Below are 25,140 nucleotides of genomic sequence, written 5' to 3' on the forward strand. Positions count from 1 at the left end.
TGAGAGAAAATAGATTGAAACGATAAGATTGATAATGCAATTAGTAAATGTTTTTTCATAAATTCAAATTATTAGTTTTTAATGTTCTTTTAGTCGAGTAAGTTTTTCGCTATTACTGGCAACTTGTTTATATACTCATGTTTATTCAGTATATTATACTTGATAATCAGGATATGCTGAAGTTTTTAATATTTTCATTCAGTTTATTTATTTTAAAAATTGTAAATAAAATCATATGATTCAATATAATAGTATTTTATAAATTATCAAAAGGATTTTTTATATTTCTAATACTTGTTTGACTTACATGTGTATAAATCATGGTAGTATTTGGACTGCTGTGTCCTAATAACGTTTGTATATATCTAATATCTGTACCATTTTCTAATAAGTGTGTAGCAAAACTATGGCGCAGGGTATGCAATGTAATTGGTTTTGTAATTTTGGCCTTATATGTTGCCTTTTTTAATATATTTTGTGCGCTAGAGCTTGTATATAAACCTCCTGATTGTCCTTCAAATAAATAGGTTTTAGGTTGGTAGGTTTTGTAGTACTCGCGTAATAATTCTAAAAATTTTGGCGATAGCAGTGTATATCTATCCTTTTTGCCTTTTGCAGATTTTATGTGAATTACCATTCTATTGCTATCTATATCTTTTACTCTAAGTTTAAGCGCTTCTCCAATACGTAGGCCAGCAGAATAAATTAATGCAATTAGTGTTTTGTGTTTTAGGTTGGTTATGTGTTGCAATACATGCTTTATCTCATCCTCACTTAAAACTTCAGGTAGTTTTTTTGGTTTTTTTGGGCGCTCTAAATCAATATCCAAAACCTCCATATTTTTATAATCTAAATATTTTTTTATGCCACTAATACATTGATTTTGGTAAGAGATGGATTTATTAGGCCTAACTATAAAATCATAATTAAATTGCTCTATTAACTTAGTGCTTATAGTTTTTTGTTTAAGCTGTGCGTATCTTAAAAAGAAAGCAGTAACCTCAAAATAGGTATTAACGGTGTTAGTACTTAGCCGTTTTTGTTGCATCCATCGTTTAAATTTTTCTAATTCTTTTTGCGAGCTCTCAATTAATACAGGAAGCTTTATAATAACATCAATGTTTTTAACCTTTGGTATAGTATTAGTTTTTTTAGGAAAAGCACTATAATCTACATACCATTTTTTTAGCCTAAAGGCTTTGTAAATCTTTCGTTTATTTATAGATGAATTTACTATGTAAAAGGAGTTGTGTGTTTTACTCCAATATACACCTTCTATAGCATTAATATAGTTTTTAACTTCAGTGTTATATTTAAAATCAATTTTTATAATAGCTTGATTTCTGTGAAGTGAAGGTGCGAGAGTTATAGTCATAATCCTAACATATTGGTAATAAACAATTACAAATATAAATAAAAAAGCCTGTTTCAAAATTAGAAACAGGCTTTAGTATATTTACAAATAAAGAAAATTAATCTTCTTTCTTGTCTTCTCTAGGTCTTCTATCGTCTCTTCGATCTCTACCTCGATTGTCGCGTCCACGATTATCTCTACCTCCTCGGTTATCACGCCCACGATTATTATCTCTTGGTGGTCTTTCTACATAACCTTCTGGTTTTGGTAAAATAGCCTTACGAGATACTTTTTCTTTTCGTGTACGTTTATCAATACCAAAGTATTTTACATCAAACACATCGCCCATATTTACAACATCGCTTACGTTTTCAGTACGTTCCCAAGCCAATTCACTTACGTGTAATAATACTTCGTTTCCTGGTGCATCCATATACTCTACAACAGCACCAAAATCTAACATTTTAATCACTTTTACTTCGTAAACGCTACCAACTTCAGGCTTAAATAAAATAGAATCTATTTTTGCCATAACAGCATCAATACCTTTACTACCAACACCTAAAATTTCAACAATACCCTCTTCAGTAACAGGGTCTTCGTTTATAACAATAGTTGTTTCGGTTTCTTTTTGCATTTCCTGAATCACTTTTCCTCCAGGACCAATTAACGCACCAATAAACTCATTAGGGATACGTCTAGAAACCATTGTAGGTGCATGATCTTTAACATCAGCATTTGGCGTATCAATAGTTTCAGTAATTTTACCTAAAATATGTAAACGGCCTTCGCGTGCTTGCTTTAAAGCGTTTACAAGAATTTCGTATGATAATCCTTTTACTTTAATATCCATTTGGCAAGCCGTAATACCATCTGCAGTACCTGTAACTTTAAAGTCCATATCTCCTAAGTGATCTTCATCACCTAAAATATCAGATAATACCGCATACTTACCAGAATCTGCATCAGAAATTAAACCCATGGCAATACCAGAAACAGGTTTCTTTAATTGCACACCAGCATCCATCATTGCCATTGTTCCCGCACAAACGGTTGCCATAGAAGACGATCCGTTAGACTCTAAAATTTCAGAAACTACACGAACTGTATAAGGACAATCTTCAGGAACCATACCTTTTAATGCACGTTGTGCTAAGTTACCATGCCCAACCTCACGACGCGAGGTGCCACGAATTGGTCTAGCTTCACCCGTAGAAAAAGGAGGGAAGTTGTAGTGTAAATAAAAACGCTCTTCACCCTCATAAGATGGCATATCTATTTGGTTAGCCTCACGAGATGTTCCTAAAGTTACCGTAGCTAAAGCTTGAGTTTCCCCACGTGTAAATACAGATGAGCCGTGTGTAGATGGTAAATAATCTACCTCACACCAAATTGGTCTAATCTCATCAGTTTTACGTCCGTCTAAACGTAAACCTTCATTTAATGTTAAATCTCTAACCGCTGCTTTTTCAGCTTTAGAGTAATATTTAGAAATTAATCCGCCAAAATCTTCTTGTTCTTCTTCAGAGAAAGAAGCTTTAATGTCTTCTTTAATTTCAGCAAATGCAGCACTACGTTCGTGTTTTGCAGAACCTGCTTTTGCAATGGCGTATACTTTATCGTATGCCATATCATGAATTTTTTGTGCTAAATCAGCTTCTTCTCGCTCACCGTCATATTCACGTACTGCCTTTTTGCCAAAAGCTTCAGCTAATGCAACTTGAGCAGCACATTGTACTTTAATAGCCTCGTGTGCAAACTTAATAGCTTCAGTCATTTCTTCTTCAGAAATTTCATCCATTTCACCTTCAACCATCATTACAGAATCGGCAGAAGCACCAATCATCATATCTATATCAGACTCTAATAACTGCGCACGTGTTGGGTTAATAATAAATTCACCATTAATACGACCAACTCTCGCTTCAGAAATTGGGCATTCAAACGGGAAATCAGATAATTGAATAGCTGCAGAAGCTGCTAAACCTGCCATAGCATCTGGCATAACATCATCATCATGAGACATTAATTGTATCATAACCTGAGTTTCAGAATGGTAATCTTTTGGAAATAACGGACGTAAAACTCGGTCTACCAAACGCATAGTTAATACCTCGCCATCACTAGGTCTCGCTTCTCTTTTAAAGAAACCGCCTGGGTATCTACCCGCTGCAGCAAATTTTTCTCTGTAATCTACCGTTAATGGTAAAAAGTCTACATCTGCTTGTCTGTAGTTGGAAACAACTGTACACAAAAGCATACATTTTCCAGATTGTACAACAACAGAACCGTGTGCCTGTTTTGCTAATTTTCCGGTTTCAATAGAAATTTCTCTACCGTCACCAAGGTCTATAACCTCTTTAAAAACTTGTGGAATCATAAATTTTTTCTTGTAATTTAAGTATAAACATACCTAAATTATGTTAAACAATGGTCGTTGTGTTGTGTGTAGTTGTTGTGTGTGCGACAAATAAATGTCTATGACCAATGAAAACCTTTTGTCTCGAATCCGTTTCAAGATCTAGCTTCTTCTAATACGATGTTTAAACTCCGTCGCTCGAGTAATTTTTATTTGGGCGCTACCACAAGGGTCGGGCTTTCCGCTATATCTTTTCGCGAAGCGTCTCGAACTTTTTTCGAGATCTCATCCAGTTAAGATAAACTAGTTGCATATTTACCAATTTGTCTTAAAAAGTTCGCAAAAAGGATGCCGCTGCAATCCCTAGCGCAAAAGAAAAAAGAGGCTTGTTGTGATACAAACCTCTTTATCTTATTTATTTTCTTAATCCTAATTCTTTAACTATGGCACGATATCTCAATACATCTTTCTTAGTTAAATAGTCTAGTAAAGCACGACGCTTACCTACTAGTTTTACTAAAGAACGCTCTGTATTATAATCTTTACGATTTTGTTTTAAGTGTTCAGTTAAATGGTTAATGCGTTGCGTAAATAATGCAATTTGTCCTTCTGCAGAACCTGTGTCATTTGCATTACTACCGTGTTTTGCAAACAACTTTTGTTTTTCTTCTTTTGTTAAATACATGCTAATATTATTGTAAATGATTTTTATGTATGCGAAAGCCTTTCTTTCGTGCGGCGAATATACAATTTTTTATAAAACTTTTATATCGTTTTTTAATTACTTTATAATAGATAGCCTGTTGTTTAAATGTTTATACCTAATGATAGTATTTTATTGAATTTTTTAACAAATGCTATCAAATACAGATCTTTAAAGCGATTACCCAAAATTAGACTAACATCAGAAATACACGAAGATTACGTGGTTTTAAATATTGAGGATAATGGATTGGGTATAGATTTAAAGAAATACGGTGATAAAATGTTTCAAATGTATAAAACCTTTCATTATAATGAAGATGCTATTGGAGTAGGTTTATTTATTACAAAAAACCATATAGAATCTCTTGGTGGTAAAGTTATCGTAAAAAGTGAAGTTGGTGTAAGAAGCGAATTCTCTGTTTACTTAAAGCGCGCTTAATTATAAGTAGAATCGCTACTAGTTTCTATACATCTCCGTAATATCTAATCTCTTAAAGGTTGATTTAAAATTAAATCTATATACTGGTTTACTTTGTGTTTTAACTCTTGTCTTACAGTGATAAAATCAAGAAATCCATGTTCTAATAAAAACTCAGATGTTTGGAAACCTTCAGGAAGTTCTTTACCTGTAGTGTCTCTAACAATTCGTGGTCCCGCAAAACCTATTAAAGCACCAGGTTCGCTAATATTTATATCGCCTAACATCGCAAAAGAGGCTGTTGTACCTCCTGTAGTAGGGTCTGTACATAATGATATGTACGGAATTTTAGCATCTGCTAATTGTGCTAATTTTACAGAGGTTTTTGCTAATTGCATTAATGATAATGCAGCCTCCATCATTCTCGCGCCTCCAGATTTAGAAATTACCATTAATGGTATATTGTTTTTTAACGAATAATCTGCTGCACGTGCAATTTTTTCACCTACAACACTTCCCATAGATCCTCCTATAAACGCAAAGTCCATACATGCTATAACTAAATCTTTACCTTTAGATTTGCCCACGCCTGTACGAACGGCATCCTTAAGTTTTGTTTTTTCTTGAGCAGCTTTTAAACGGTCTGGATATTTTTTAGTGTCTTCAAATTTTAAAGGATCTTTAGATTCTAACTTTGCATCTAATTCTTTATACTTATTGTCATCAAACAATATTTCAAAATACTCGTTACTACCAATTCTAACGTGGTAACCATCTTCTGGACTCACATAAAAGTTTTGTTCTAACTCTTTTGTGTCTACAATTTTACCAGTAGGCGATTTATACCATAAGCCTTTTGGTGTATCTTTTTTTTGTTCTGTAGATGTTTGTATTCCTTTATTTGTTCTTTTAAACCAAGACATGCTATTACGTTTTTTAGTTGGTATACAGATGCACGCATCTGTATTGGCGATAACTCGTGTTAAGGGTTGAAAATTAAAGCTTTAATATTTATTAGTAAATTTATTTAAACAAAAAAACTATTAAAGACTAACGACAAAATTAAGCCTTTTTTTAATTTTGGGGCAATACCCTAATGATTTTATTAAGGGTATATATGTAATTGCCTGTTTAATAATTGTTTAAAAGTAAAAAGGCTTTGCTATAAGCAAAACCTTTTTAATCTATTATGTAGTAATTAATTTACCTTATCTATAAAGTGTTAACATTGTTTAAATCCTCAAAAGCTTTTTTAAGTCTTACTACAAAGCTTTTTTCACCTTCACGTAACCACACTCTTGGATCATAGTATTTTTTATTTGGCACATCGTCGCCATCAGGATTCCCTATTTGTGCTTTTAAATACTCAGATTTTGCACCCATATAATCTCTAATACCACTCATAAATGCATATTGCAAATCTGTGTCAATATTCATTTTAATAACACCGTAGCTAATGCCTTCACGAATTTCATCAACCGTAGAACCAGAACCACCGTGGAATACAAAATCAATATGGTTATGCTCTACACCATATTTTTTAGTAATATGTTCTTGAGAATTTTTTAAAATTTTTGGCGTTAATTTTACATTTCCTGGTTTATAAACACCATGTACATTGCCAAAAGCTGCTGCAATAGTAAATCTTGGACTTACTTTGCTTAACTCTTCATAAGCATACGCTACTTCTTCAGGTTGTGTGTATAATTTAGAGTCATCAACATCCGTATTATCTACACCGTCTTCTTCTCCACCAGTAATACCTAGTTCTATTTCTAAGGTCATGTCCATTTTAGACATGCGCTCTAAATATGTTTTACAAATTTCTATATTTTCTTCTATAGGCTCTTCCGATAGGTCAATCATATGAGAACTAAATAAAGACTTACCTGTTTCTTTATAATGAATTTCACTAGCATCTAGCATACCATCAATCCAAGGTAATAACTTTTTTGCACAATGGTCTGTATGTAAAATAACAGTAACACCGTAGGCTTCTGCTAAAGTGTGTACATGTTTTGCACCAGCAACAGCACCAGCTATGGCAGCTTTTTGTCCGTCGTTATTCAATCCTTTTCCAGCGTTAAATTGTGCACCGCCGTTAGAAAATTGAATAATAACTGGAGAGTTTAAGTCTCTTGCAGTTTCTAAAACACCGTTTATCGTGTCTGATCCTATTACATTTACAGCAGGTAGAGCGTATCCGTTTGCTTTTGCATGGTTAAATATAGCTTGTACTTCATCTCCTGTAGCTACTCCTGGTTTTATGTTGTGCGCCATCGTGTTTTATTTAATTTTAATTAATTATTAATACTCAAAAATAATGATTTTTATAGTTTCTATATCAATGATTTGTATTGAAAATAGTATTTAAATGCTAAAACGTTGTAGTAGGTTAATAACTTAGAAGGGATAGTTAATACCGATATTATATACGGCATTTTTAAAGTTATAATTATTAAACCAACGATTTTCGTCTCTAAAAGATGGATCGTACGTTTTAAAGCCTACATCGAAACGAAATAAAAAGAAACTAAAATCGTAGCGTAAACCAAAACCAGAACCTACAGCAATATCTTTTAAAGAGTTTACACCAGAGAAGGTTGCCCTAGGATCTTCCACATCGTCTAGTACGTTCCAAATATTACCTGCATCTACAAATAATGCTCCATTTAAATCGCCAAATAAATTAAAACGTTGTTCTGCACTTAATGCAATTTTAAGATTTGCTTCATTAAATTCGTCTGTGGTTTCAGAGCTTCCGGGACCAAGCGCATAAGCTGTCCATGCTCTATTATCATTTGCACCACCACCAAAAAAACTTTTTGCAAACGGTATGTTGGTAGAGTTACCGTAAGGAATGGCAATACCAAAAAAACTACGTATAGCAAATATGTTTTGTTTGCCTAAATCCCAACGTTTAATATAATCTAATTCGGTTTTGATGTATTGGGAGAATGCTACATTAAACAATTCATAACGATCTTCGCTATCTTTTTGTAAACCTAGTAAATTAGAAACATTGGCTAGTAGTGTACCAGCAGATTCTATTTTTAATCTAAAAATTGAAAAATTTTCATCTATTAAGCTTCTACGGTTATCCTTTGTAAAACTAAAACTTGTGGATAATATAAGGTTATCTTCCGTTAATCTGTCTTTACGCTCATCTATAGCAGAAACACGTCTAAAATCTTCATCATTTGGTAATAAACTAGTGTTATTACTCAATACATCTGCTATAAAAATATCTGTTTCTCCTGTGTCAATATTTAAATCATTACCATTATTATAGTTGATAGATTGCGCTATGGCATTTAACCTTCTAAAGGAAGATGTGTAAATATCAAAATAATTATCAATATTTAAATTTCTAACATATTGTACATTAAGTAAATCGAGTTTATTGTTAAACCTAGTGTTTGGTCTCCAGTTATAACTTAAAATTCCGCTTAATGCTTGTTTATCTAAGCCAATATTGGTTTGACCAGAACCCGACAACGATATTCTAGTAGATGGAAACATGTATTTAGGAATAATTTTTTCAGTATTAAAAGGTGAAAAAATTCTTGGTATGGTAAGTTTTAAATCTAATGCTAGCTCATTAATATCAAAAAACGGATCGCCATCTTGTCTATTAGCTTCTGTAGAAGACCCTATGGCAGCAGTACCCGAAATCTGTAAGGTTTCTGCGCCATTAAAAATATTTCGAATGGACAAACTTGGGTTTAAAGCAAACCCAATTCTTTGAATATTGCTGGTTGATGTTTCTGTACTAAAACCTAAACTAAACTTTTTAAGCGGTGTTAAATAAATATTTGCTGTAAGTGTGGTGTCGTTTTCTTCAACATAATCAATATCAGGATATTTAAAGGTGCGTAACTCATTTAAATGTCTATAGGTATAAGTTCTATCTATATCTTTAAATAAAGAGTTTGGTGCTATAAAAATAGCATCAGTTATAGCTTTAGGTTTGTAGCGCATTGCATCATAACTATATAGTTTGTAGTTATTAAACGTAATAGAGTCTTTAATGTTTGTGCCATCTTTAGCAAAAGAATGATCGGTATAGATATTTACATCTTTTACTTTAAAAATTTTAAAAGGTTTCCGTACAACAGAATCTTGTGTTCTTATAGCTCTATCTTGGATGCTAAAATTTACATTTACTTTACTATTAGTACCAATTGTATCTATTTCTACAGTAATATAATCTTGTTTAAAGTGAAACAAGCCATGGTTGCGTAATAAACCCGAAATACGTTCTCGTTCTAATTCAAAATTTATAGTTTTATACTGTTCTCCTTGTTTTACAAGTGCATTTTTTTTAAATCTTGGATACAACGTTTCTACCGCTGGAGATGCTATGTTTTCGTAAATTGAATCTATTATAAATGCAGGCCCTCTATTAATAGCATAGGTTATTTCGCCGCGTTTGTTCTTATTCTTTTTTATAGTATAATCACTTTTTACGTTAAACCAACCGTTATTGATGTAATAATCTTGTATACGTTTTACTGATTTTTTGGTTTTTTCTTCGTTTATAATTACAGGCGCCTCACCAGTTTTTTTAAGCCATTGGTTAAAATGCAATTTAGATTCTTGCATTTTATAAAATTGTTTTTTCGATAAAAACTGTTTTGCAGTTTGCTTGTTACTATCTGCAAGTTTAATATTAAGAATAGAATCTATATTTGTACGGGCCAAGTTGTAAATAAAAGGGCGTAATGGTATTTTACTATTGGGTTTTTGATATAGTAAACCATTGATAGTCTCAGGATTCTCCTTTTTCTCATCAATAATTATAGTGTTTTTAGTTAACAGATGTTTATCTGCAGGTACTCTTTTTACGGCGTTACAAGATGTAAAACAGCCCAAAAGCATAACTAATAATACTATTCCAATAAAAAATTGTTTTAAATACACTTGCAATTAAACCTTTAAAGATTTATGTTGAAATTTAGTAATCTTAAAATTGATGTAACCAATTGTTATTGCCTTCAAAAATACATTATTTCTAATTAAAGTTGCCATGTGCTTTACAAGTAAAATAGTTTAGTATTTTCTTTATGTTTGCATAATCATATACATGTAAATGCTTTCAAAAAACCAAATAAAATATATAAAGCGATTGGGTCAGAAAAAATTCAGACTACAAGAGCGTAGTTTTGTAGTTGAAGGTGTTAAAACTATAAACGAGCTTTTACAATCACATTTAAAACTTCACCAATTATATACCACAAAATCCATCAATAGTGATGCCAAAACCGAAAATTTAATTACAGAAAGCGATTTAAAACGTATTAGTTTTTTAAAAACACCAAATACGGCTTTAGCAGTTTTTAAAATGCCGGAGTTTAAACCAGTACATAATAATGCTTTAATTGTAGCATTAGATAATGTGAGAGACCCAGGAAATTTAGGTACCATAATACGATTATGTGATTGGTTTGGAGTAAAAGATTTGGTATGTAGTAAACAAACTGTAGATTGCTATAACCCAAAAGTGTTGCAAGCCACAATGGGGTCTATTACTAGAGTTAATGTTAGTTATTTGGATTTGGATATGTTTTTAAATGATACAGAAGCCCCTGTTTTTGGTGCGTATATGGATGGTGATATTGTTTATAAAAACGCATTACCGAAACAAGGTGTTTTGGTTATGGGCAATGAAGCTAATGGCATTTCTAAAACCATAGAACAACACATAACTAAACGTATTACTATACCTAGATTTGGGGAAATACAAGCCACCGAAAGCTTAAATGTTGCCACTGCTACAGCTATATTGTTGAGTGAATTTAGACGATAACTGTAATACACATAATAATTTTGCAATTTAATATAAAATTAAACGTTTTAGTTTGAAATGATTTAGTAAATTTTAGACACTATATTTATATAAATTAAACATCCGTTGTGCATTTTGAGTTGAAATAAACAGTGTAATGTCAGTGCGAGTGATTTTTTTGATAAAAAAATCGTTTGGAGAACCAATTCATATTAAAAATTCTTGTTCTCGATACAAATTTCACTCATTTCAATCGTTAAATTCACTAGAGTTGACAGAATTTTTTCAAAACGTATAACGGCTTAAATTAAACTTAAAAAATAATATGAAAAAGTTACTTTTATTAGCATTAGGCTTAAGCATTTTTGCATCATGTAGTAGTGATGATGATACCACAGAGCCGCAATTACAAAGTTTTGATTACAACGAGAATTTAAGTGGCGATTTGGCTAACACAAATAATACACCAACTGTACTTGCTTTTGTGACTGGACAAAATACAGTAACAGCCACACAGTCTTCTACAGATGCTGATTATTTTACATTTACAGTGGCTAATGGGTTTCAATTATCTCAAATAGTAGTAGATGGTTACGAATCCTCAGACGCTGCTGGTTTTATAGGTATTGTAAACGGTAGTGTTTTTCCAACCGATGCTGCAAGCACTAATGCTAGCGATTTATTAGGCGGTTTGGTGTATGGTATAGCAAATAGGGGTAATGATATTTTAGCTAATATGGGTACGCTAAACGGTGCTCAGGGTTTTACAGGCGCATTACCTTCTGGTAGTTATAGTATTTGGCTAAACCAAACGGGTGTAGCCTCAGAGGCAACACTAAATTTTATAATTACAGCAAATTAAAAAGTAAGTACGTTTTATTGAAACGTAAAGTTAATAAATACGCCTCTGGTTTGCATTTTAGTAATATTGCTCGTCCATGGGCTATTAGGCTCGTTATCTCTTACTAACTCATCACCAATACCAAATAACCCTCTAATAGAAGGTGTAAACTTAAAGTTGTAAAGGTAAAAATCAATACCAAACCCTAATTCATAAAATAGGGGGCTGCTTGTTGTTCTAAATTGTCCCTTACTATTGTCATCAGGATTGTTTTCGTTACTGGAAAGGTTTAAGGCTGTAGAAAATCCACCAACGATAAAAGGTTTAAAATTATTAACGCGTTTAGTAGAAATTTTTAATAATATAGGTAAATGTATGTATGTAGATTTTACTTCTCTGGTTAAATCAGATTCTCTAAAATCTACACCTTGAAAATAAGACTCACTATAAAATAAATTTCTTGTAGTGATAAATAAACCAGGCTCAAAACGTAAATCTATAAAGCTATTTACCCTCATGTTTCCAATAAGTCCAACACTAAATCCAGGATTTTTTTCTACATAAATATCTCGTAAATCTTCTTCGTAATCAAAATTAAAATCATAGCTATTAATTCCTAAAAAATAACCCCAACGTAAAAATTTATAATCGGTTGTACCTCGTCCTTGATTTGCATCATAGGTAATTTTTTCCTTCTTAAACAATTGTGCATGTGTTGTTTGAAAGCCAAATAAAAATATAAAACCAATTAAAAAATGCTTCATAATTACTTTGATGATTTATAAATTGTTGCTACCCCAAACGTTTGAGGGAAATCTTCAACATTAATAAACCCAGTTTTGCGTAAAATATTGTTTAATGCTTCGCCATAAGGAAAAATAGAGGCAGATTCGCAGAGATACTTGTAAGCAATTCTGTCTTTAGAAAATGCACGACCAATTAAGGGTAATATATTTTTAGTGTATAAACCATAACCTTGCTTATACGGTGTTTTAGTGGGTACAGAGGTTTCTAAAATAACAAAAATACCACCAGGTTTTAAAACACGTAATATATCTTTTAAACCCCGTTCTAGGTGTTCAAAATTTCTAACGCCAAAGGCAACAGTAATAGCATCAAACGTGTTATCTTCAAAAGGCATATTTTCAGAATCCCCCAAAACCATTTCAATTTTAGAAGACAAGCCCTTCTTATCTATTTTTTGCTTACCAATCTCTAGCATACCACTACTAATGTCTAGACCAATAATTTTTTCGGCATTGGTATTGGCCATAGCTATAGCTAAATCTCCTGTTCCTGTAGCAATATCTAAAACCATTTTAGGGTGTTGTGCTGTAATTAATTCTACTACTTTTTTACGCCATTTTATGTCTATTCCAAAAGATATTACACGGTTTAAGCCATCATAATCTCCAGAAATAGTGTCAAACATTTTAGTTACCTGCTCCTTTTTACTCAGGTCACTATCTTTATAAGGTTTAATTTTAGACAAATCGCTATTTTTTGACAAATTTACATATTTATATTATGTCTACCTAAGAAGAGCTTTGTAACTCTATACGTATCATATTCACAATAATTCATGTTATCATGTTGATTTTATAGTATCTTTGTATCTGTTTTTATAGATAATATAAATGAAAATAATAATTGCTGGAGCTGGTGAAGTTGGATTTCATTTAGCAAAATTATTGTCCTACGAATCTCAGGAAATTACTTTAATAGACATAGATAAAGAGGGGTTAACCTATGCCGATACTCATTTGGATATTAAAGTTATTCGTGGCGATGCCACGTCTATTGCTATTTTAAGAGATGCAAAAGTAGATACCTGCGATTTACTCATCGCTGTTACAGCATCAGAAACTACAAATATTACGGTGTGTGTTTTGGCTAAACAATTAGGCGCCAAACGTACCATAGCTAGAATATCAAATACCGAATTTATAGCCAATAAAGAAGAGGTTGGGTTTACCAGATTTGGCATAGACGAATTGATTTCTCCAGAAGCTTTAGCAGCCTCAGAGATAGAATTATCCTTAAGGCAATCCTCGTTTAGTGATACTTATGAATTTGAAGAAGGTGCACTAACTATGGCAGGATTAACGCTATCTAAAGAAGCATCATTTGTTGGTAAAAACGTAAAAGAAGCGGCTAAAATATTTCCTGAAATTCATTTTATTCCTATCGCAATACAACGTCAAGGCACACAATATACACTTATACCAAGAGGTGATACTACATTTAAAGAAGGCGATAATGTAGTTTTTATTACATCAGAAGGTGGGGCAGAAGAGTTATGCAGATTAACAGGAAAAAGCAATACCGAGATTAAAAGTGTAATGATTTTAGGTGGTTCTCAAATAGGGTTTAAAGCAGCACGGGATTTAAGTGAAAAAGGATTTAATGTTAAACTTTTAGAAGGGGATAAAGAGCGCGCTTTTGATATTGCCGATAAACTACCTAATGTACTTGTAATTAAAAGTGATGGTCGTAAAGTAGATGTTTTAGATGAGGAAAATATAAGTGATATGGATGCCTTTATTGCAGTAGGTAATAATTCTGAAACCAACATTATGTCCTGTTTAGTAGCCAAATCTAAAGGTGTAAAAAAATCTATAGCCTTGGTAGAAAATATGGATTATTTTGAATTATCACATTCCATAGGTATAGACACCTTAATAAATAAAAAACTGTTAGCAGCAAACAGCATTTTTAGATATATAAGAAAAGGTGAAGTGGTAGCCATGACCAAATTGAGCAATATGAATGCAGAGTTGTTAGAGTTTGAGGTAAAATCAACGTCGGCTATTTGTAATAAATTAATAAAAAATGTTGATTTTCCACGATCTGCAATTATTGGAGGGGTTATCCGTGAAAACATCGGGTATATTGCGCTAGGGAGTTTTAAAATTCAAGAAGGTGATAAAGTTGTAGTATGCAGTTTATTACGTTCAATTAAAGGTGTTGAGAAACTATTTTAGTATCACGAATTCCACGCTATGAAGCTCAACTACAAAATCATTTTTCATTTTTTAGGCCTGTTAATTCTATTTAACGGGGGCTTTATGTTACTTTCTGCTTTAGTTAGTCTTTTATATAAAGATGGTGTAACGCTTAATTTGTGTGTGGCTGCTTTAATAGCATTAGTTATTGGAGGGCTTTCCATGGTGTTTACACGAAAGCATAATAAGGAAATGAATAAGCGCGAAGGCTATATTGTTGTAGCATTCGGTTGGGTTATAATGGCTTTAACAGGTACTTTGCCTTATGTGGTTACGGGTAGTATTCCTAATTTTACAAATGCATTTTTTGAAACCATGTCTGGTTACACCACCACCGGCGCTTCTATTTTAAACGATATTGAAGCTATGCCAAAAGGGATACTCTTCTGGAGAAGTTTAACCCACTGGATTGGGGGTATGGGTATCATCGTTTTAGCTATTGCCATTTTACCATTATTAGGTATTGGTGGTATGCAAATGTTTGCAGCCGAAGCACCAGGACCAAGTGCCGATAAATTACACCCAAGAATTACAGATACCGCAAAGCGTTTATGGCTTATTTATTTTGGCTATACCGCAGCAGAAACCTTATTACTTAGCGTAGCGGGTATGTCGTTTTTTGATGCTATAAATCATGCTCTATGTACAGTGTCTACTGGTGGTTTTTCTACTAAAAATGCAAGCGTAGCCTATTGGAATGGGCAGCCAATAATACAATACATTATAATACTTTTTATGTTTTTAGCAGGTACAAATTTTGTACTCAGCTATTTTGCATTTAAAGGTAAAGTACAAAAGGTATTGCAAGACGAAGAGTTTAAACTCTACTTTAAATTTATAGTAATTTTCACGGCAATTGCAGCTACTTTAATTTATTTTCGGGCAGATGTCTCAATATCATCAATAGATCACCAAATGGTGTGGGGCGAAGGCGAAAGTGCTTTTAGACATGCATTGTTTCAAGTGTTAGCTATCATAACCACTACAGGTTTTGTAAGTGCAGATTATACAATGTGGACTCCATTTTTAGTCGTATTCTTTTTCGGGTTAATGTTTCTTGGTGGGTCAGCTGGTAGTACCTCAGGAGGTGTAAAAGTAGTACGCCATATGTTGTTGATAAAAAATGGTTTTTTAGAGTTTAAACGCGCATTACACCCCAGTGCAATTTTACCTGTTCGCTATAACAAAAAGGCTATCTCAGGCGATATCGTTTTCAATATATTAGGCTTCTTTATCCTTTACATGCTCTCGTTTATTATTGGCGCATTGGTGTTTTCTATGTTTCAGTTAGATTTTGACTCTGCAATAGGTTTAGCAGCATCAAGCTTAGGAAACGTGGGGCCAGCCTTAGGAGACTTTGGTCCTGTAAATAATTATGCAGCATTGCCACCTTTAGCACAATGGTGGGCATCATTTTTAATGCTTATCGGGCGTTTAGAGTTATTTACAGTTTTGGTATTATTTACGCCGTTTTTCTGGCGGAATAGGTAGATTAATTCTCGCGAAAGCGGGAATCTTGTTAGTAAAAGTTTCCAATATTTTTTGGGTAAAATATTTAAATATACCCAATCCTTTTGGCTTCTTTTATTAAATTGAAACTATTATCAATATCCAAAAGTGCTGTTAGTTTTCTTTTTCTATCCTCGATAGCACGATGGGATAAAGGGATTAGTTTACACAAATCTTTAGTTTTTTCACCCATAGAAAGATGATGTAAAATCTGCCTGTCAAGATCATCTATCATAGTATGCATGTTAGTAGAAGCAATATACTTTTTTATGGCTTTACAATAATAGATTTTATTGTTTAAAATATGGTTTATAGCGTCAATCAAATCTTTTGGGTCACTTTTAGCTTTAATGATAAAACCTTCCGGTTTTAATTCATTTATAATTGAAGTAATTCTTAAGGCATCAGAAATATTGGTAATTACAATTATTTTGGTATTGGGTTGCGTATTGCGTATTAAAAGCCCTAGATCTTCGCCACATAAGTACTTCTCATTTTTAGAAACGGGCAGTTGTATGTCTAAAATTACAATATCGTAATTACCGTTTTTAATTTGTTTTATGGCTGTATCACAGTCGTTAGCAAACGTAAGTTGAAACTTTGTTTTAAATACCTGTTCTTGTTTTAAAAGGTTTTTATAGCCTTCGCAGGCAAATGGGCAATCTTCGATAATTAGTAGGTGGTTCACTTTGTTTGTTTGTTTGTTTGTTTGTTTGTCATGGGGTAAAGTTTTGTTTTCAAGTATAAAAGTAATAATAAAAAGGTTTCTTTTTTCTACAAAAAATAAAAAATGTGGGAAAACCACATTATAGTATGTAATTTATCTATTTATTTTGTTGTCGAGCTCAGGAGTTTGTCGAAAATCCTATAAAATAGAGTAGGCGAAAATTGAAATATAATAATAATGAAAAAATTAGAATTTAATCAAATGGAAAAAGTTCAAGGAGGTCAAGAAGTAAATACTTGTGCTTTTGCAACAAGCTTAGCTGTTATCGTTTTGGTCGCAGGGGCGTTTACAGGAGGACTTGGATGGTTAATCGGTGGAGCAGGTGCCTACGCTATGGTCGAAGAAGGTTGTTAATCAAACTAAAAGCCAAATAAAAATTTAATTATTTGGCTTCTTTCAAATAAATAATTTAAATTCTAAATTTTGTATATTAAATACTCTTGATCTATTAGATGAAGTGCAAAATTGTTATAAAAAATTTAATCTTGATGGAGGTGCTGAAATTACGAAGAGCATCTCATTTTAAGGAGGGAATAATAAGTAAAATCTTTCTTGTCTTATTAGCTATATCTCTAGCTATGATTCTATTTGGCTTAAGTTTCAGATTATACCATGTGATTGAGAAGTTATCACCTCAATTATCCCCAATTAATACTGTCAATAGATTATTGATATATTGGTTTTTTTTAGATTTATTATTACGCTATTTTGTGCAAAAGTCGCCTACGGTAAATAATGTGCTAGCTTTGATGGTCTTCCCGATAAAGCGATCAGTAATTATACATTACTTTTTAGTTAAATCGTTACTTTCAATATTTAATTTTTTGCCGCTTTTAATTTTTACCCCATTTTCCTTGGTGTTATTTATAAAAGGCTATGATTTTCTTAATGTATTTTGCTGGTTTTTATCTATTATTTTCATAGTTCTCTTTATGAGTTATGTTAACTCACTAATTAAAAAGAGCAAACTTGCCCTATTGGTAGTAGTTTTTATTCTATTCATAACAATAATCTTAAAGTACTTTTCATTAATTAACATTAATGAACTATCAGTATGTATATTTAATACACTATTTATATTTCCATATTTATTTATAGTACCCATTTCGTTAACTTTATTTTTGTATTATCTAAATTTCAAATTAATTAGAAACCAATTTTATTTAGATAGGTTTGATTCAAAAATAATTAGGAGTATTAATACAACCTTTTTTTTCTTGTCTGATTTTTTTGAGAAAACTTCTCCATTCTTGAGAAATGACATTAAATTAATATGGAGAAATTCTAAACCTAAACATTATATACTGATTTCATTTGTATGTCTTTTTTATGGCTTAATAGTTTTTAAATCAGAAATGATTAAAATTAACTTTCCAGTTATGCTAGTCTTTATCTCTATATTTGTTTCTGGTGGATTTTTGCTTGCCTTTGCTCAATTAGTTCCTTCCTGGGATAGTAGTTATTATAAATTACTTATGTGTCAGAACATTTTATATAAAGACTATCTAAAATCTAAATGGTATTTAATGGTTATAGGAACAACTATTTTTTTAATCTTAAGTATTCCCTACATCTATTTTGGTTGGAATGTATTTCAAATAATTTTGACCTGTGCTTTATTTAATATAGGTGTAAATTCTTTTTTAACTCTTTTAATTGGAGCATTTAATAGAAAACACATTGAGCTTAATAAAAGTATTGGGATATTTGAAACTAATGAATTTAATTCTATTCAAATTATATTCGGGTTACTGAAATTTATAATTCCCACGTTTTTATTTTATATTCCTTATAAGTTTATAAATTTTAATACTGGTCTTGTTTTTTTGGTTGTTTTAAGTTTTTTGGGAATAATTCTAAGAGAATACATACTTGATAAAATTGTAAAAGTTTATAGAAAACAAAAATATAGGGCTTTAGCTGCTTTTTCAGAAAAATAAAAGAAGTATTATAAGATGTAAAGAGTTGATAAACTACATAGTCAAAAAAATATTTGAAAAACCAATACAATAATTAAGCTTTATAAATGAAAAATAAATATATAGTCTTCTTAGTTTTAGCAATTTTAAGCTTGGGATTAAACTTCTTATCTAAAGGGCTTTTAAATACAGATGAATTAATTATTAATTCATTAGCTGATAATTTTACAAATGAACAAATACAAGAAGCCTTAAACATAAAAAATAAATGGCAATTGGTAATTTACATATCTATACCATTAGTTTTATTGCTTAAAGTATTAATAGTTGCTACAATTATAAGTACTGGATGTTTTTTTTTCGATAAAGAAATAAAATATAAAACTATATTCCGCATTGTTGTGGAAGCGGAATTTATATTCTTATTGGTCATTGTTTGCAAAACCCTCTGGTTTTATCTGTTTCAAACAAATTATACCTTAGAGGACTTGCAATACTTCTATCCTTTATCCTCCATAAATCTTACAGGGTATGATAACTTAAAACCTTGGTTTGTATATCCGTTGCAGGTGCTTAATTTATTTGAGGTGGCCTATTGGTTTATATTGGCTTATTTATTGGGTAAGGAATTTAAAGAAGGCATTTTTAAAGGCTTAACCGTTGTAGCCAGTAGCTACGGTGTGGGCTTGGTAATCTGGGTGGTAGCGGTTATGTTTTTTACCTTAAATATGAGTTAACTAACTTTCCCTACGCATGAAAAAGTCTTTTAAGTTTCTTGTTTTTATAGCTGTGTTCGTTCTTTTCGGGTACTTAGGTTATGGTGTGATCTCCAAAATTCAGCATAAAGATAACGTTGAAAAAACATTACAATCCATTCAAGAGTTTAGCTTTAAAACATTAAACGGGCAAGATTTTACTAAATCCAATCTAAAACCTAATACGCCAACTGTATTTATCTATTTTAATACAGAGTGTGACTATTGCCAACACGAAGCCAAAAGTATTAGTAAAACAATTGCACAATTTGGCAACACGCAACTACTTTTTGTCTCAACAGAAGCAGCCGAAACTATCAAAACTTTTGCTGAACATTATAATTTATTAAACAAACCAAACATTACATTTTTAAATGATACAGCTTATACATTTTCTAATCGATTTGATGCTACATCTATTCCTTATGTATTGATATACGATGGCAACCAAAATCTAATAAAAAAGCACAAAGGACAATTAAAAGCTGAAATTATATTACAGCTTCTTAACTAGATACGTATTATTCCTGAGAAAGCAGGAATCTATTTTTAACCTTATGAAACCCTCACAAGAGCACAACCTTTCGTCAAAGTATTTAAAAAAAACATTGGTGCTACAACACGACCAAAGCGATTGTGGGGTAGCGTGTTTGTTATCCTTAATACAATACTATCAAGGTGCAAATACTTTAGAAAAATTACGGGAGTTAAGCGGTACAACTAAGCAAGGCACTACATTATTGGGCTTACACCAAGCAGCAAACGCATTAGGTTTTGACGCACAAGGAAACGAAGCCGATATACAAGCCCTAATAGACCATAATGCGCCACTAATTCTTCATGTAGTGATAGAAGAACGTTTACAGCATTATGTGGTTTGCTATGGTTTTAAAAGCAACACATTTATCATTGGAGACCCTGCAAAAGGTATCGTGCATTATACTAAAGATGAATTGGAAGTTATATGGCAGTCTAAAACTTGTTTAACACTTGCCTCAAACAATAATTTTACAACTATAACCAATATAAAAACCAGCAAGAAACAATGGTTTATTAGCTTAATAAAGGATGATTATAAACTGCTTGTATTTAGTGCATTATTAGGTTTGGGTATTGCAGCTTTGGGTATGGCAATGGCAATTTTCTCTCAAAAATTAATTGATGATATTTTACCATCAAAAGATTTTAATAAATTAATAACAGGTATTGCCTTAGTTGCTTTTTTATTATTAGTACGTGTTTTATTTACCGCATTGCGCGATTATTTTTTAATACGCCAAACTAAGGATTTTAACAATAGAATTATCGATAGTTTTTATTCTGCCTTGTTACATCTGCCAAAACCATTTTTTGATACACGTAAAATAGGCGAGTTGGTAGCGCGACTTAACGACACCCAACGTGTACAGCGGGTTATAAGTATGGTAGCGAGTAGTGCTGTTATAAATGCTTTAGTTGTTTTAGTATCTTTAGGGTTTCTGTTTTATTATTCTTGGCAAACAGGAGTAATTGCCTCTATTAGTTTGCCTTTTTATTTTGTGCTAATTTATAGTTTTAACAAACGCATCATATTTGCACAAAAGGGTGTTATGCAGGGATATGCGTTTAGCGAAAGTAACTACATTACGTCTATGCAGGGTATTTCTACTATTAAGAATAATAATAGGCAAGATGTCTTTAAAAAAATTAACCAACTTATTTATGGCAATTATCAAGACAAAACATTTAATCTTGGTAAAATTAATATAAGGCTATCCGTTTTCTCGGGAGTGTTTAGTATGTTGTTTTTAATGGGTATTTTAATTTTTACAACGCTTAGAGTGTATAACGAAACCATGCAATTAGGCGAACTTATGGCTATTTTAGGTATTGCGGGCAGTTTATTACCATCGGTAGCAGGTTTAGCTTTGGTAACCATACCTATAAACGAAGCAAAAGTGGCTTTTAATAGGATGTTTGAATTTGCTGCGATGGAAAAAGAAAAAACAGGAAACGTAGAAATTAAGACTTTTAAATCTTTAAAGATTGAAAATTTGTCTTTTCGGTTTGCAGGAAGAAGTCAGTTGCTAAAATCAATACATTTGGAAGTTCATAAAAACGAATGTATTACAATAGTTGGTGAAAGTGGTTGTGGAAAAAGCACACTAGGACAAATTATCCAAAAGTTTTATGCTTTTGAAAACGGAACTATTAAGATAAATGGTGATCTTGATTTAAAGGCTATAAAAACTAGCGGTTGGCGCAATATAATTGGAGTAATACCTCAAGAAATCACCGTATTTAATGGCAATGTAATAGATAATATTTTACTAGGGCAAGAGGATAAACCAGAACATATTTTACAGTTCTGCCAAAATTATGGTTTTGAAAAATTTATTAATGAATTGCCACAAGGCTACGCCACAATTTTAGGTGAGGAAGGGATTAACTTATCTGGCGGACAAAAACAATTATTGGCACTTATGCGGGTGTTGTATAAAAAACCAAAATTATTGTTGCTTGATGAGTTTACATCTGCAATGGACAGGAAAACGGAACAATTTGTAATACAGCTTTTAAATCAACTTAAAAATGAAATGAGTATCATTTTTATTTCCCATAGATTACATGTTTTGAAACATATTGCAGATCGGATTTATGTGATTAAAGATGGGGAAATTGCAAACTTTGGAAGTCATGCTCAGCTTTTAAAAAGTAAAAACTTTTATAGTGCATTTTGGGAGCAACTTTATACAGAGATTTATTAGAAATTTGTTTTTTAATGCTTGTTGGGCGTTTGGAATTGTTTACGGTGCTGGTATTATTTACACCTTTCTTTTGGATAAATAGATAATATTCCCTCTTTTTTTTTAAATTTTTGATGATTAGTAACCATAGATAAAATCTAAGGTTTTTTAAATTTTGCACTGGTTTTTAAGGTGTTAGCATGAATATTTTTGTAACAAACTTAAAAATTGAACGTCGATATAGTATAACCAATTAAAAATCATCAATCATGGAATTAGTATTAACACTAAAGTATTAGAAAGTTTTCCTAAACAGAACATAGCACATACAAAACCTACAGGGTTTCTAAATTCAGCGTATAAGAGAGTGGTTAAGCAAAATAGAAATAATCTATCTTCAAAATCAATTTTTGGGATAAGAAGACGTATTGAAAGCACAAGATTTCAATGTGTTTCCTCTGTAGAAGTTCTGCTTAAGATATCTACTTTTTTTGCTATGATTTTAGTGATATTTTCATAAACACATATTAAAATAAAAAAGCCACTGTTGTAGTGGCTTTCATTATAATATCTAAAGTGCAAAAGGTTTAGCTTACGGCTGTCTTAATACGCTTTACAGCCTCAATAATTTGTTCTTGAGATGCTGCGTAAGAAATTCTAATACAATTAGGGTTTCCAAAAGCGTCACCAGTCACGGTAGCAACTAAAGCTTCTTCTAATAAAAATAAAGAGAAATCGGTAGCATTGTTAATTTTATGACCTTTCAATGTTTTTCCAAAGAAGTGAGTAACATCTGGGAATACATAAAATGCACCATCAGGTGTGTTAGATTTAAACCCTTCAATACCTCCAAGTAATTCTAAAATTAAATCGCGGCGTACTTTAAACTCGTCTATCATATATTTTACACACGATGGGTCTTCATTTAAAGCGGTAATCACAGAGCGTTGCGCGATACAATTAGCACCACTTGTCATTTGGCCTTGTAATTTATTACATGCTCTAGCAATATTTTCTGGAGCACCAATAAATCCAATACGCCACCCCGTCATTGCAAAAGCTTTTGATACTCCATTTACAGTAATAGTTCTATCATACATTTCATCAAACTCTGCAATACTTGTATAATCTTTACCGTAGTTTATATGTTCGTAAATCTCATCAGAAACCACATATATATTTGGGTGTTTTGCTAAAACAGTTACAAGGGCTTGTAATTCTTCTTTGCTATATACAGAGCCACTTGGGTTACAAGGAGAGCTAAACCACATCATTTTAGTTTTTGGCGTAATAGCAGCCTCTAACTGTTCTGCAGTCATTTTAAAATCTGTATCTATAGATGTTTTTACTTCAACAGGTACACCATCATAAAGTTTTACAATATCAGAGTAGCTTACCCAATATGGGCAAGGTAAAATTACCTCATCACCTTCATTTAATATTACACCAGCAACGTTTGCTAAACACTGTTTAGCTCCTGTAGATACCACAATTTGTGAGGGTGTATATGTTAAGTTATTATCACGTTTAAATTTTTTAATTACTGCCTCTTTTAACTCAGCATAACCATCAACAGGCGTATAAGAGTTATAGCCGTCATTAATGGCTTGTATTGCAGCGTTTCTAATAAAATCAGGAACCTTAAAATCAGGTTCTCCTAGGCTTAATCCTATGATGTCTTTACCTTCACCTCTAAGTTCTCTTGCTTTTGCTGCCATTGCTAATGTAGCAGATGTAGACATATTTAAAATTCTATCTGATAATACTTGCATTTTTGGTTTAATTTAAATTTTTTAAAATCAGTAACTATTATGATGCTAAACTAGGTTTTTGACCTAATTCTTTTAGTTGATTGTAATGTTCTGCAACAGCTTGCCAAAATGTGTGATATTCATTGTAAGGCAAACTAAATTCTTGAGCAGTATCTTTAACTATTTTTGCTAATTTACTGTAATGAATATGACTAATATGAGCAAATAAATGATGTTCAACTTGCCTGTTTAAACCACCTGTGTAAAACTCAACAAACCAATTTTTTGGAGAAAAGTTTGATGTAGTGAACAGCTGATGAATAGCCCAAGTATTTTTCATGTTACCTTGTTCGTCAGGTACTGGTGTTTCAGTATTTGGCATTACATGTGCAAGTTGGAAAATAACGCTTAAAATAATTCCAGCGGTATAGTGCATAATTAAAAAGCCAAGTAAAACTTCCCACCATTTAAACCCAAGTGCTAATGGTAAAACTACCCAAATTGAATAATATACTATTTTTCCAATAATAAGTTTGGTCCATTGCGTAGCAGGGTTTGGCATTTTTCCATAAGCCAGTTTTCTTTTTAAATATCTGTAAGTTTGTGTAAAATCAGTAGTTATTGCCCAATTTGCAGTTAATAATCCGTATAAGAAAAAGGCATAAAATCTTTGGTATTTATGAAAACTATACCATTTAGCATGTTTAGAAAACCTGATAACTCTACCAGCATCTATATCTTCATCATGTCCTTGAATGTTAGTATAGGTGTGATGCAATACATTATGTTGTACCTTCCAATTATAATCATTTCCAGCTAAAATATAAATACTACTCCCCATTAATTTATTTACCCATTTTTTGCTTGAAAATGAGCCATGGTTAGCATCATGCATTACATTCATACCAACACCAGCCATACCAACGCCAACTATTACCATACCTAATATTTGTGCCCAACCAGGTAAACCATCAATAGTAAGTATTAATACAGCAGGAACTATTAATAGGGAAAACATAACGATAGCTTTGGTGTATAATTTCCAATTGCCTGTTCGCTTAATTTCGTTTTCCTTAAAATAATCGTTAACACGTTTATTTAAGGTTTTAAAAAATTTTGCAGGGTCTTTTCTTGAAAATGAAAGTGCTTGCTTACTCATAATAAAATAGTTTAATCGGTTCGTATAAAAATATATTAATATACGTTGTGCAAAGATATATATTAATCAACGCAACAAAGAACGTTTTAATGTAAAAATATATATGTGAATCCTTTATTTTTGT

Annotated in this window: 21 protein-coding genes; 10 read left to right on the plus strand and 11 right to left on the minus strand. The window is 31.9% G+C overall.

What is annotated here, in order from left to right:
- Window positions 1–256: 256 nt before the first annotated feature.
- From ACKGJY_RS00005 to rpsO, 3 genes are all read right to left on the minus strand, one after another.
- Window positions 257–1,375, minus strand: coding sequence for a tyrosine-type recombinase/integrase (locus ACKGJY_RS00005; protein ID WP_413971789.1), 1,119 nt, complete (start codon window positions 1,373–1,375; stop codon window positions 257–259).
- A gap of 97 nt (window positions 1,376–1,472) precedes the next feature.
- A complete protein-coding gene (locus ACKGJY_RS00010; protein WP_413971790.1) occupies window positions 1,473–3,734 on the minus strand; it encodes a polyribonucleotide nucleotidyltransferase in 2,262 nt (753 codons plus the stop codon).
- Window positions 3,735–4,128: 394 nt separating this feature from the next.
- Window positions 4,129–4,398, minus strand: a complete 270-nt coding sequence (gene rpsO, locus ACKGJY_RS00015) for a 30S ribosomal protein S15 (protein WP_413971791.1) — start codon at window positions 4,396–4,398, stop codon at window positions 4,129–4,131.
- A gap of 126 nt (window positions 4,399–4,524) precedes the next feature.
- On the opposite strand from rpsO, the gene ACKGJY_RS00020 reads away from it, so the two are divergent.
- A complete protein-coding gene (locus tag ACKGJY_RS00020) occupies window positions 4,525–4,857 on the plus strand; it encodes an ATP-binding protein (RefSeq protein WP_413971792.1) in 333 nt (110 codons plus the stop codon).
- Window positions 4,858–4,901: 44 nt separating this feature from the next.
- Here ACKGJY_RS00020 and accD read toward each other — a convergent pair whose 3' ends face one another.
- From accD to ACKGJY_RS00035, 3 genes are all read right to left on the minus strand, one after another.
- Window positions 4,902–5,759: an acetyl-CoA carboxylase, carboxyltransferase subunit beta gene (gene accD / locus ACKGJY_RS00025; RefSeq protein WP_413971793.1), complete on the minus strand. Its 858-nt coding sequence runs from the start codon at window positions 5,757–5,759 to the stop codon at window positions 4,902–4,904.
- A gap of 289 nt (window positions 5,760–6,048) precedes the next feature.
- Window positions 6,049–7,116, minus strand: coding sequence for a class II fructose-bisphosphate aldolase (gene fbaA, locus ACKGJY_RS00030; RefSeq protein ID WP_413971794.1), 1,068 nt, complete (start codon window positions 7,114–7,116; stop codon window positions 6,049–6,051).
- Window positions 7,117–7,239: 123 nt separating this feature from the next.
- A complete protein-coding gene (locus tag ACKGJY_RS00035) occupies window positions 7,240–9,759 on the minus strand; it encodes a BamA/TamA family outer membrane protein (RefSeq protein WP_413971795.1) in 2,520 nt (839 codons plus the stop codon).
- A 169-nt stretch (window positions 9,760–9,928) separates the two neighbouring features.
- Here ACKGJY_RS00035 and ACKGJY_RS00040 point away from each other — a divergent pair, with 169 nt between their 5' ends.
- Both ACKGJY_RS00040 and ACKGJY_RS00045 read left to right on the plus strand, forming a co-directional pair.
- Window positions 9,929–10,645 (plus strand): TrmH family RNA methyltransferase, encoded by a 717-nt coding sequence (locus ACKGJY_RS00040; RefSeq protein WP_413971796.1) that lies wholly within the window; start codon window positions 9,929–9,931, stop codon window positions 10,643–10,645.
- A gap of 304 nt (window positions 10,646–10,949) precedes the next feature.
- On the plus strand, window positions 10,950–11,486 hold the full coding sequence (locus ACKGJY_RS00045) for a hypothetical protein (protein WP_413971797.1): 537 nt from the start codon (window positions 10,950–10,952) through the stop codon (window positions 11,484–11,486).
- A gap of 14 nt (window positions 11,487–11,500) precedes the next feature.
- Here the strand turns inward: ACKGJY_RS00045 and ACKGJY_RS00050 are convergent, their stop codons facing one another.
- Both ACKGJY_RS00050 and ubiE read right to left on the minus strand, forming a co-directional pair.
- A complete protein-coding gene (locus ACKGJY_RS00050) occupies window positions 11,501–12,229 on the minus strand; it encodes a porin family protein (RefSeq protein WP_413971798.1) in 729 nt (242 codons plus the stop codon).
- Between the two features lie 2 nt (window positions 12,230–12,231).
- Entirely contained in the window at window positions 12,232–12,957 is a 726-nt protein-coding gene (gene ubiE / locus ACKGJY_RS00055) for a bifunctional demethylmenaquinone methyltransferase/2-methoxy-6-polyprenyl-1,4-benzoquinol methylase UbiE (RefSeq protein ID WP_413971799.1), read from the minus strand.
- Between the two features lie 145 nt (window positions 12,958–13,102).
- Here ubiE and trkA point away from each other — a divergent pair, with 145 nt between their 5' ends.
- Complete coding sequence (gene trkA / locus ACKGJY_RS00060; protein WP_413971800.1) at window positions 13,103–14,449, plus strand: Trk system potassium transporter TrkA; 1,347 nt, start codon at window positions 13,103–13,105, stop codon at window positions 14,447–14,449.
- 18 nt (window positions 14,450–14,467) lie between these two features.
- Window positions 14,468–15,961, plus strand: coding sequence for a TrkH family potassium uptake protein (locus ACKGJY_RS00065; RefSeq protein WP_413971801.1), 1,494 nt, complete (start codon window positions 14,468–14,470; stop codon window positions 15,959–15,961).
- A gap of 64 nt (window positions 15,962–16,025) precedes the next feature.
- Here the strand turns inward: ACKGJY_RS00065 and ACKGJY_RS00070 are convergent, their stop codons facing one another.
- A complete protein-coding gene (locus ACKGJY_RS00070; protein ID WP_413971802.1) occupies window positions 16,026–16,667 on the minus strand; it encodes a response regulator in 642 nt (213 codons plus the stop codon).
- A gap of 216 nt (window positions 16,668–16,883) precedes the next feature.
- Here ACKGJY_RS00070 and ACKGJY_RS00075 point away from each other — a divergent pair, with 216 nt between their 5' ends.
- The 5 genes from ACKGJY_RS00075 to ACKGJY_RS00095 all read left to right on the plus strand — a co-directional run bounded on the left by ACKGJY_RS00075 (window position 16,884) and on the right by ACKGJY_RS00095 (window position 22,127).
- Window positions 16,884–17,060, plus strand: coding sequence for a hypothetical protein (locus ACKGJY_RS00075; protein WP_413971803.1), 177 nt, complete (start codon window positions 16,884–16,886; stop codon window positions 17,058–17,060).
- A gap of 134 nt (window positions 17,061–17,194) precedes the next feature.
- A complete protein-coding gene (locus tag ACKGJY_RS00080) occupies window positions 17,195–18,646 on the plus strand; it encodes a DUF5687 family protein (protein ID WP_413971804.1) in 1,452 nt (483 codons plus the stop codon).
- An 86-nt stretch (window positions 18,647–18,732) separates the two neighbouring features.
- Window positions 18,733–19,362 carry a hypothetical protein gene (locus tag ACKGJY_RS00085; protein ID WP_413971805.1) on the plus strand — a complete coding sequence of 210 codons (630 nt, stop codon included), beginning with the start codon at window positions 18,733–18,735 and terminating at the stop codon, window positions 19,360–19,362.
- Between the two features lie 16 nt (window positions 19,363–19,378).
- Window positions 19,379–19,894, plus strand: coding sequence for a peroxiredoxin family protein (locus tag ACKGJY_RS00090; protein WP_413971806.1), 516 nt, complete (start codon window positions 19,379–19,381; stop codon window positions 19,892–19,894).
- Between the two features lie 43 nt (window positions 19,895–19,937).
- On the plus strand, window positions 19,938–22,127 hold the full coding sequence (locus tag ACKGJY_RS00095) for a peptidase domain-containing ABC transporter (protein ID WP_413971807.1): 2,190 nt from the start codon (window positions 19,938–19,940) through the stop codon (window positions 22,125–22,127).
- Window positions 22,128–22,693: 566 nt separating this feature from the next.
- On the opposite strand, the gene ACKGJY_RS00100 is transcribed toward ACKGJY_RS00095, so the two are convergent.
- Both ACKGJY_RS00100 and ACKGJY_RS00105 read right to left on the minus strand, forming a co-directional pair.
- A complete protein-coding gene (locus ACKGJY_RS00100; RefSeq protein ID WP_413971808.1) occupies window positions 22,694–23,878 on the minus strand; it encodes a pyridoxal phosphate-dependent aminotransferase in 1,185 nt (394 codons plus the stop codon).
- Between the two features lie 37 nt (window positions 23,879–23,915).
- The gene (locus tag ACKGJY_RS00105) at window positions 23,916–25,016 is read right to left on the minus strand and encodes a fatty acid desaturase family protein (RefSeq protein WP_413971809.1); all 1,101 of its coding nucleotides are present in this window, start codon (window positions 25,014–25,016) and stop codon (window positions 23,916–23,918) included.
- Window positions 25,017–25,140: the final 124 nt, after the last annotated feature.

Origin of the sequence: Hyunsoonleella sp. 2307UL5-6 (genome assembly GCF_047345485.1) — a bacterium.
Taxonomy (GTDB): domain Bacteria; phylum Bacteroidota; class Bacteroidia; order Flavobacteriales; family Flavobacteriaceae; genus Jejuia.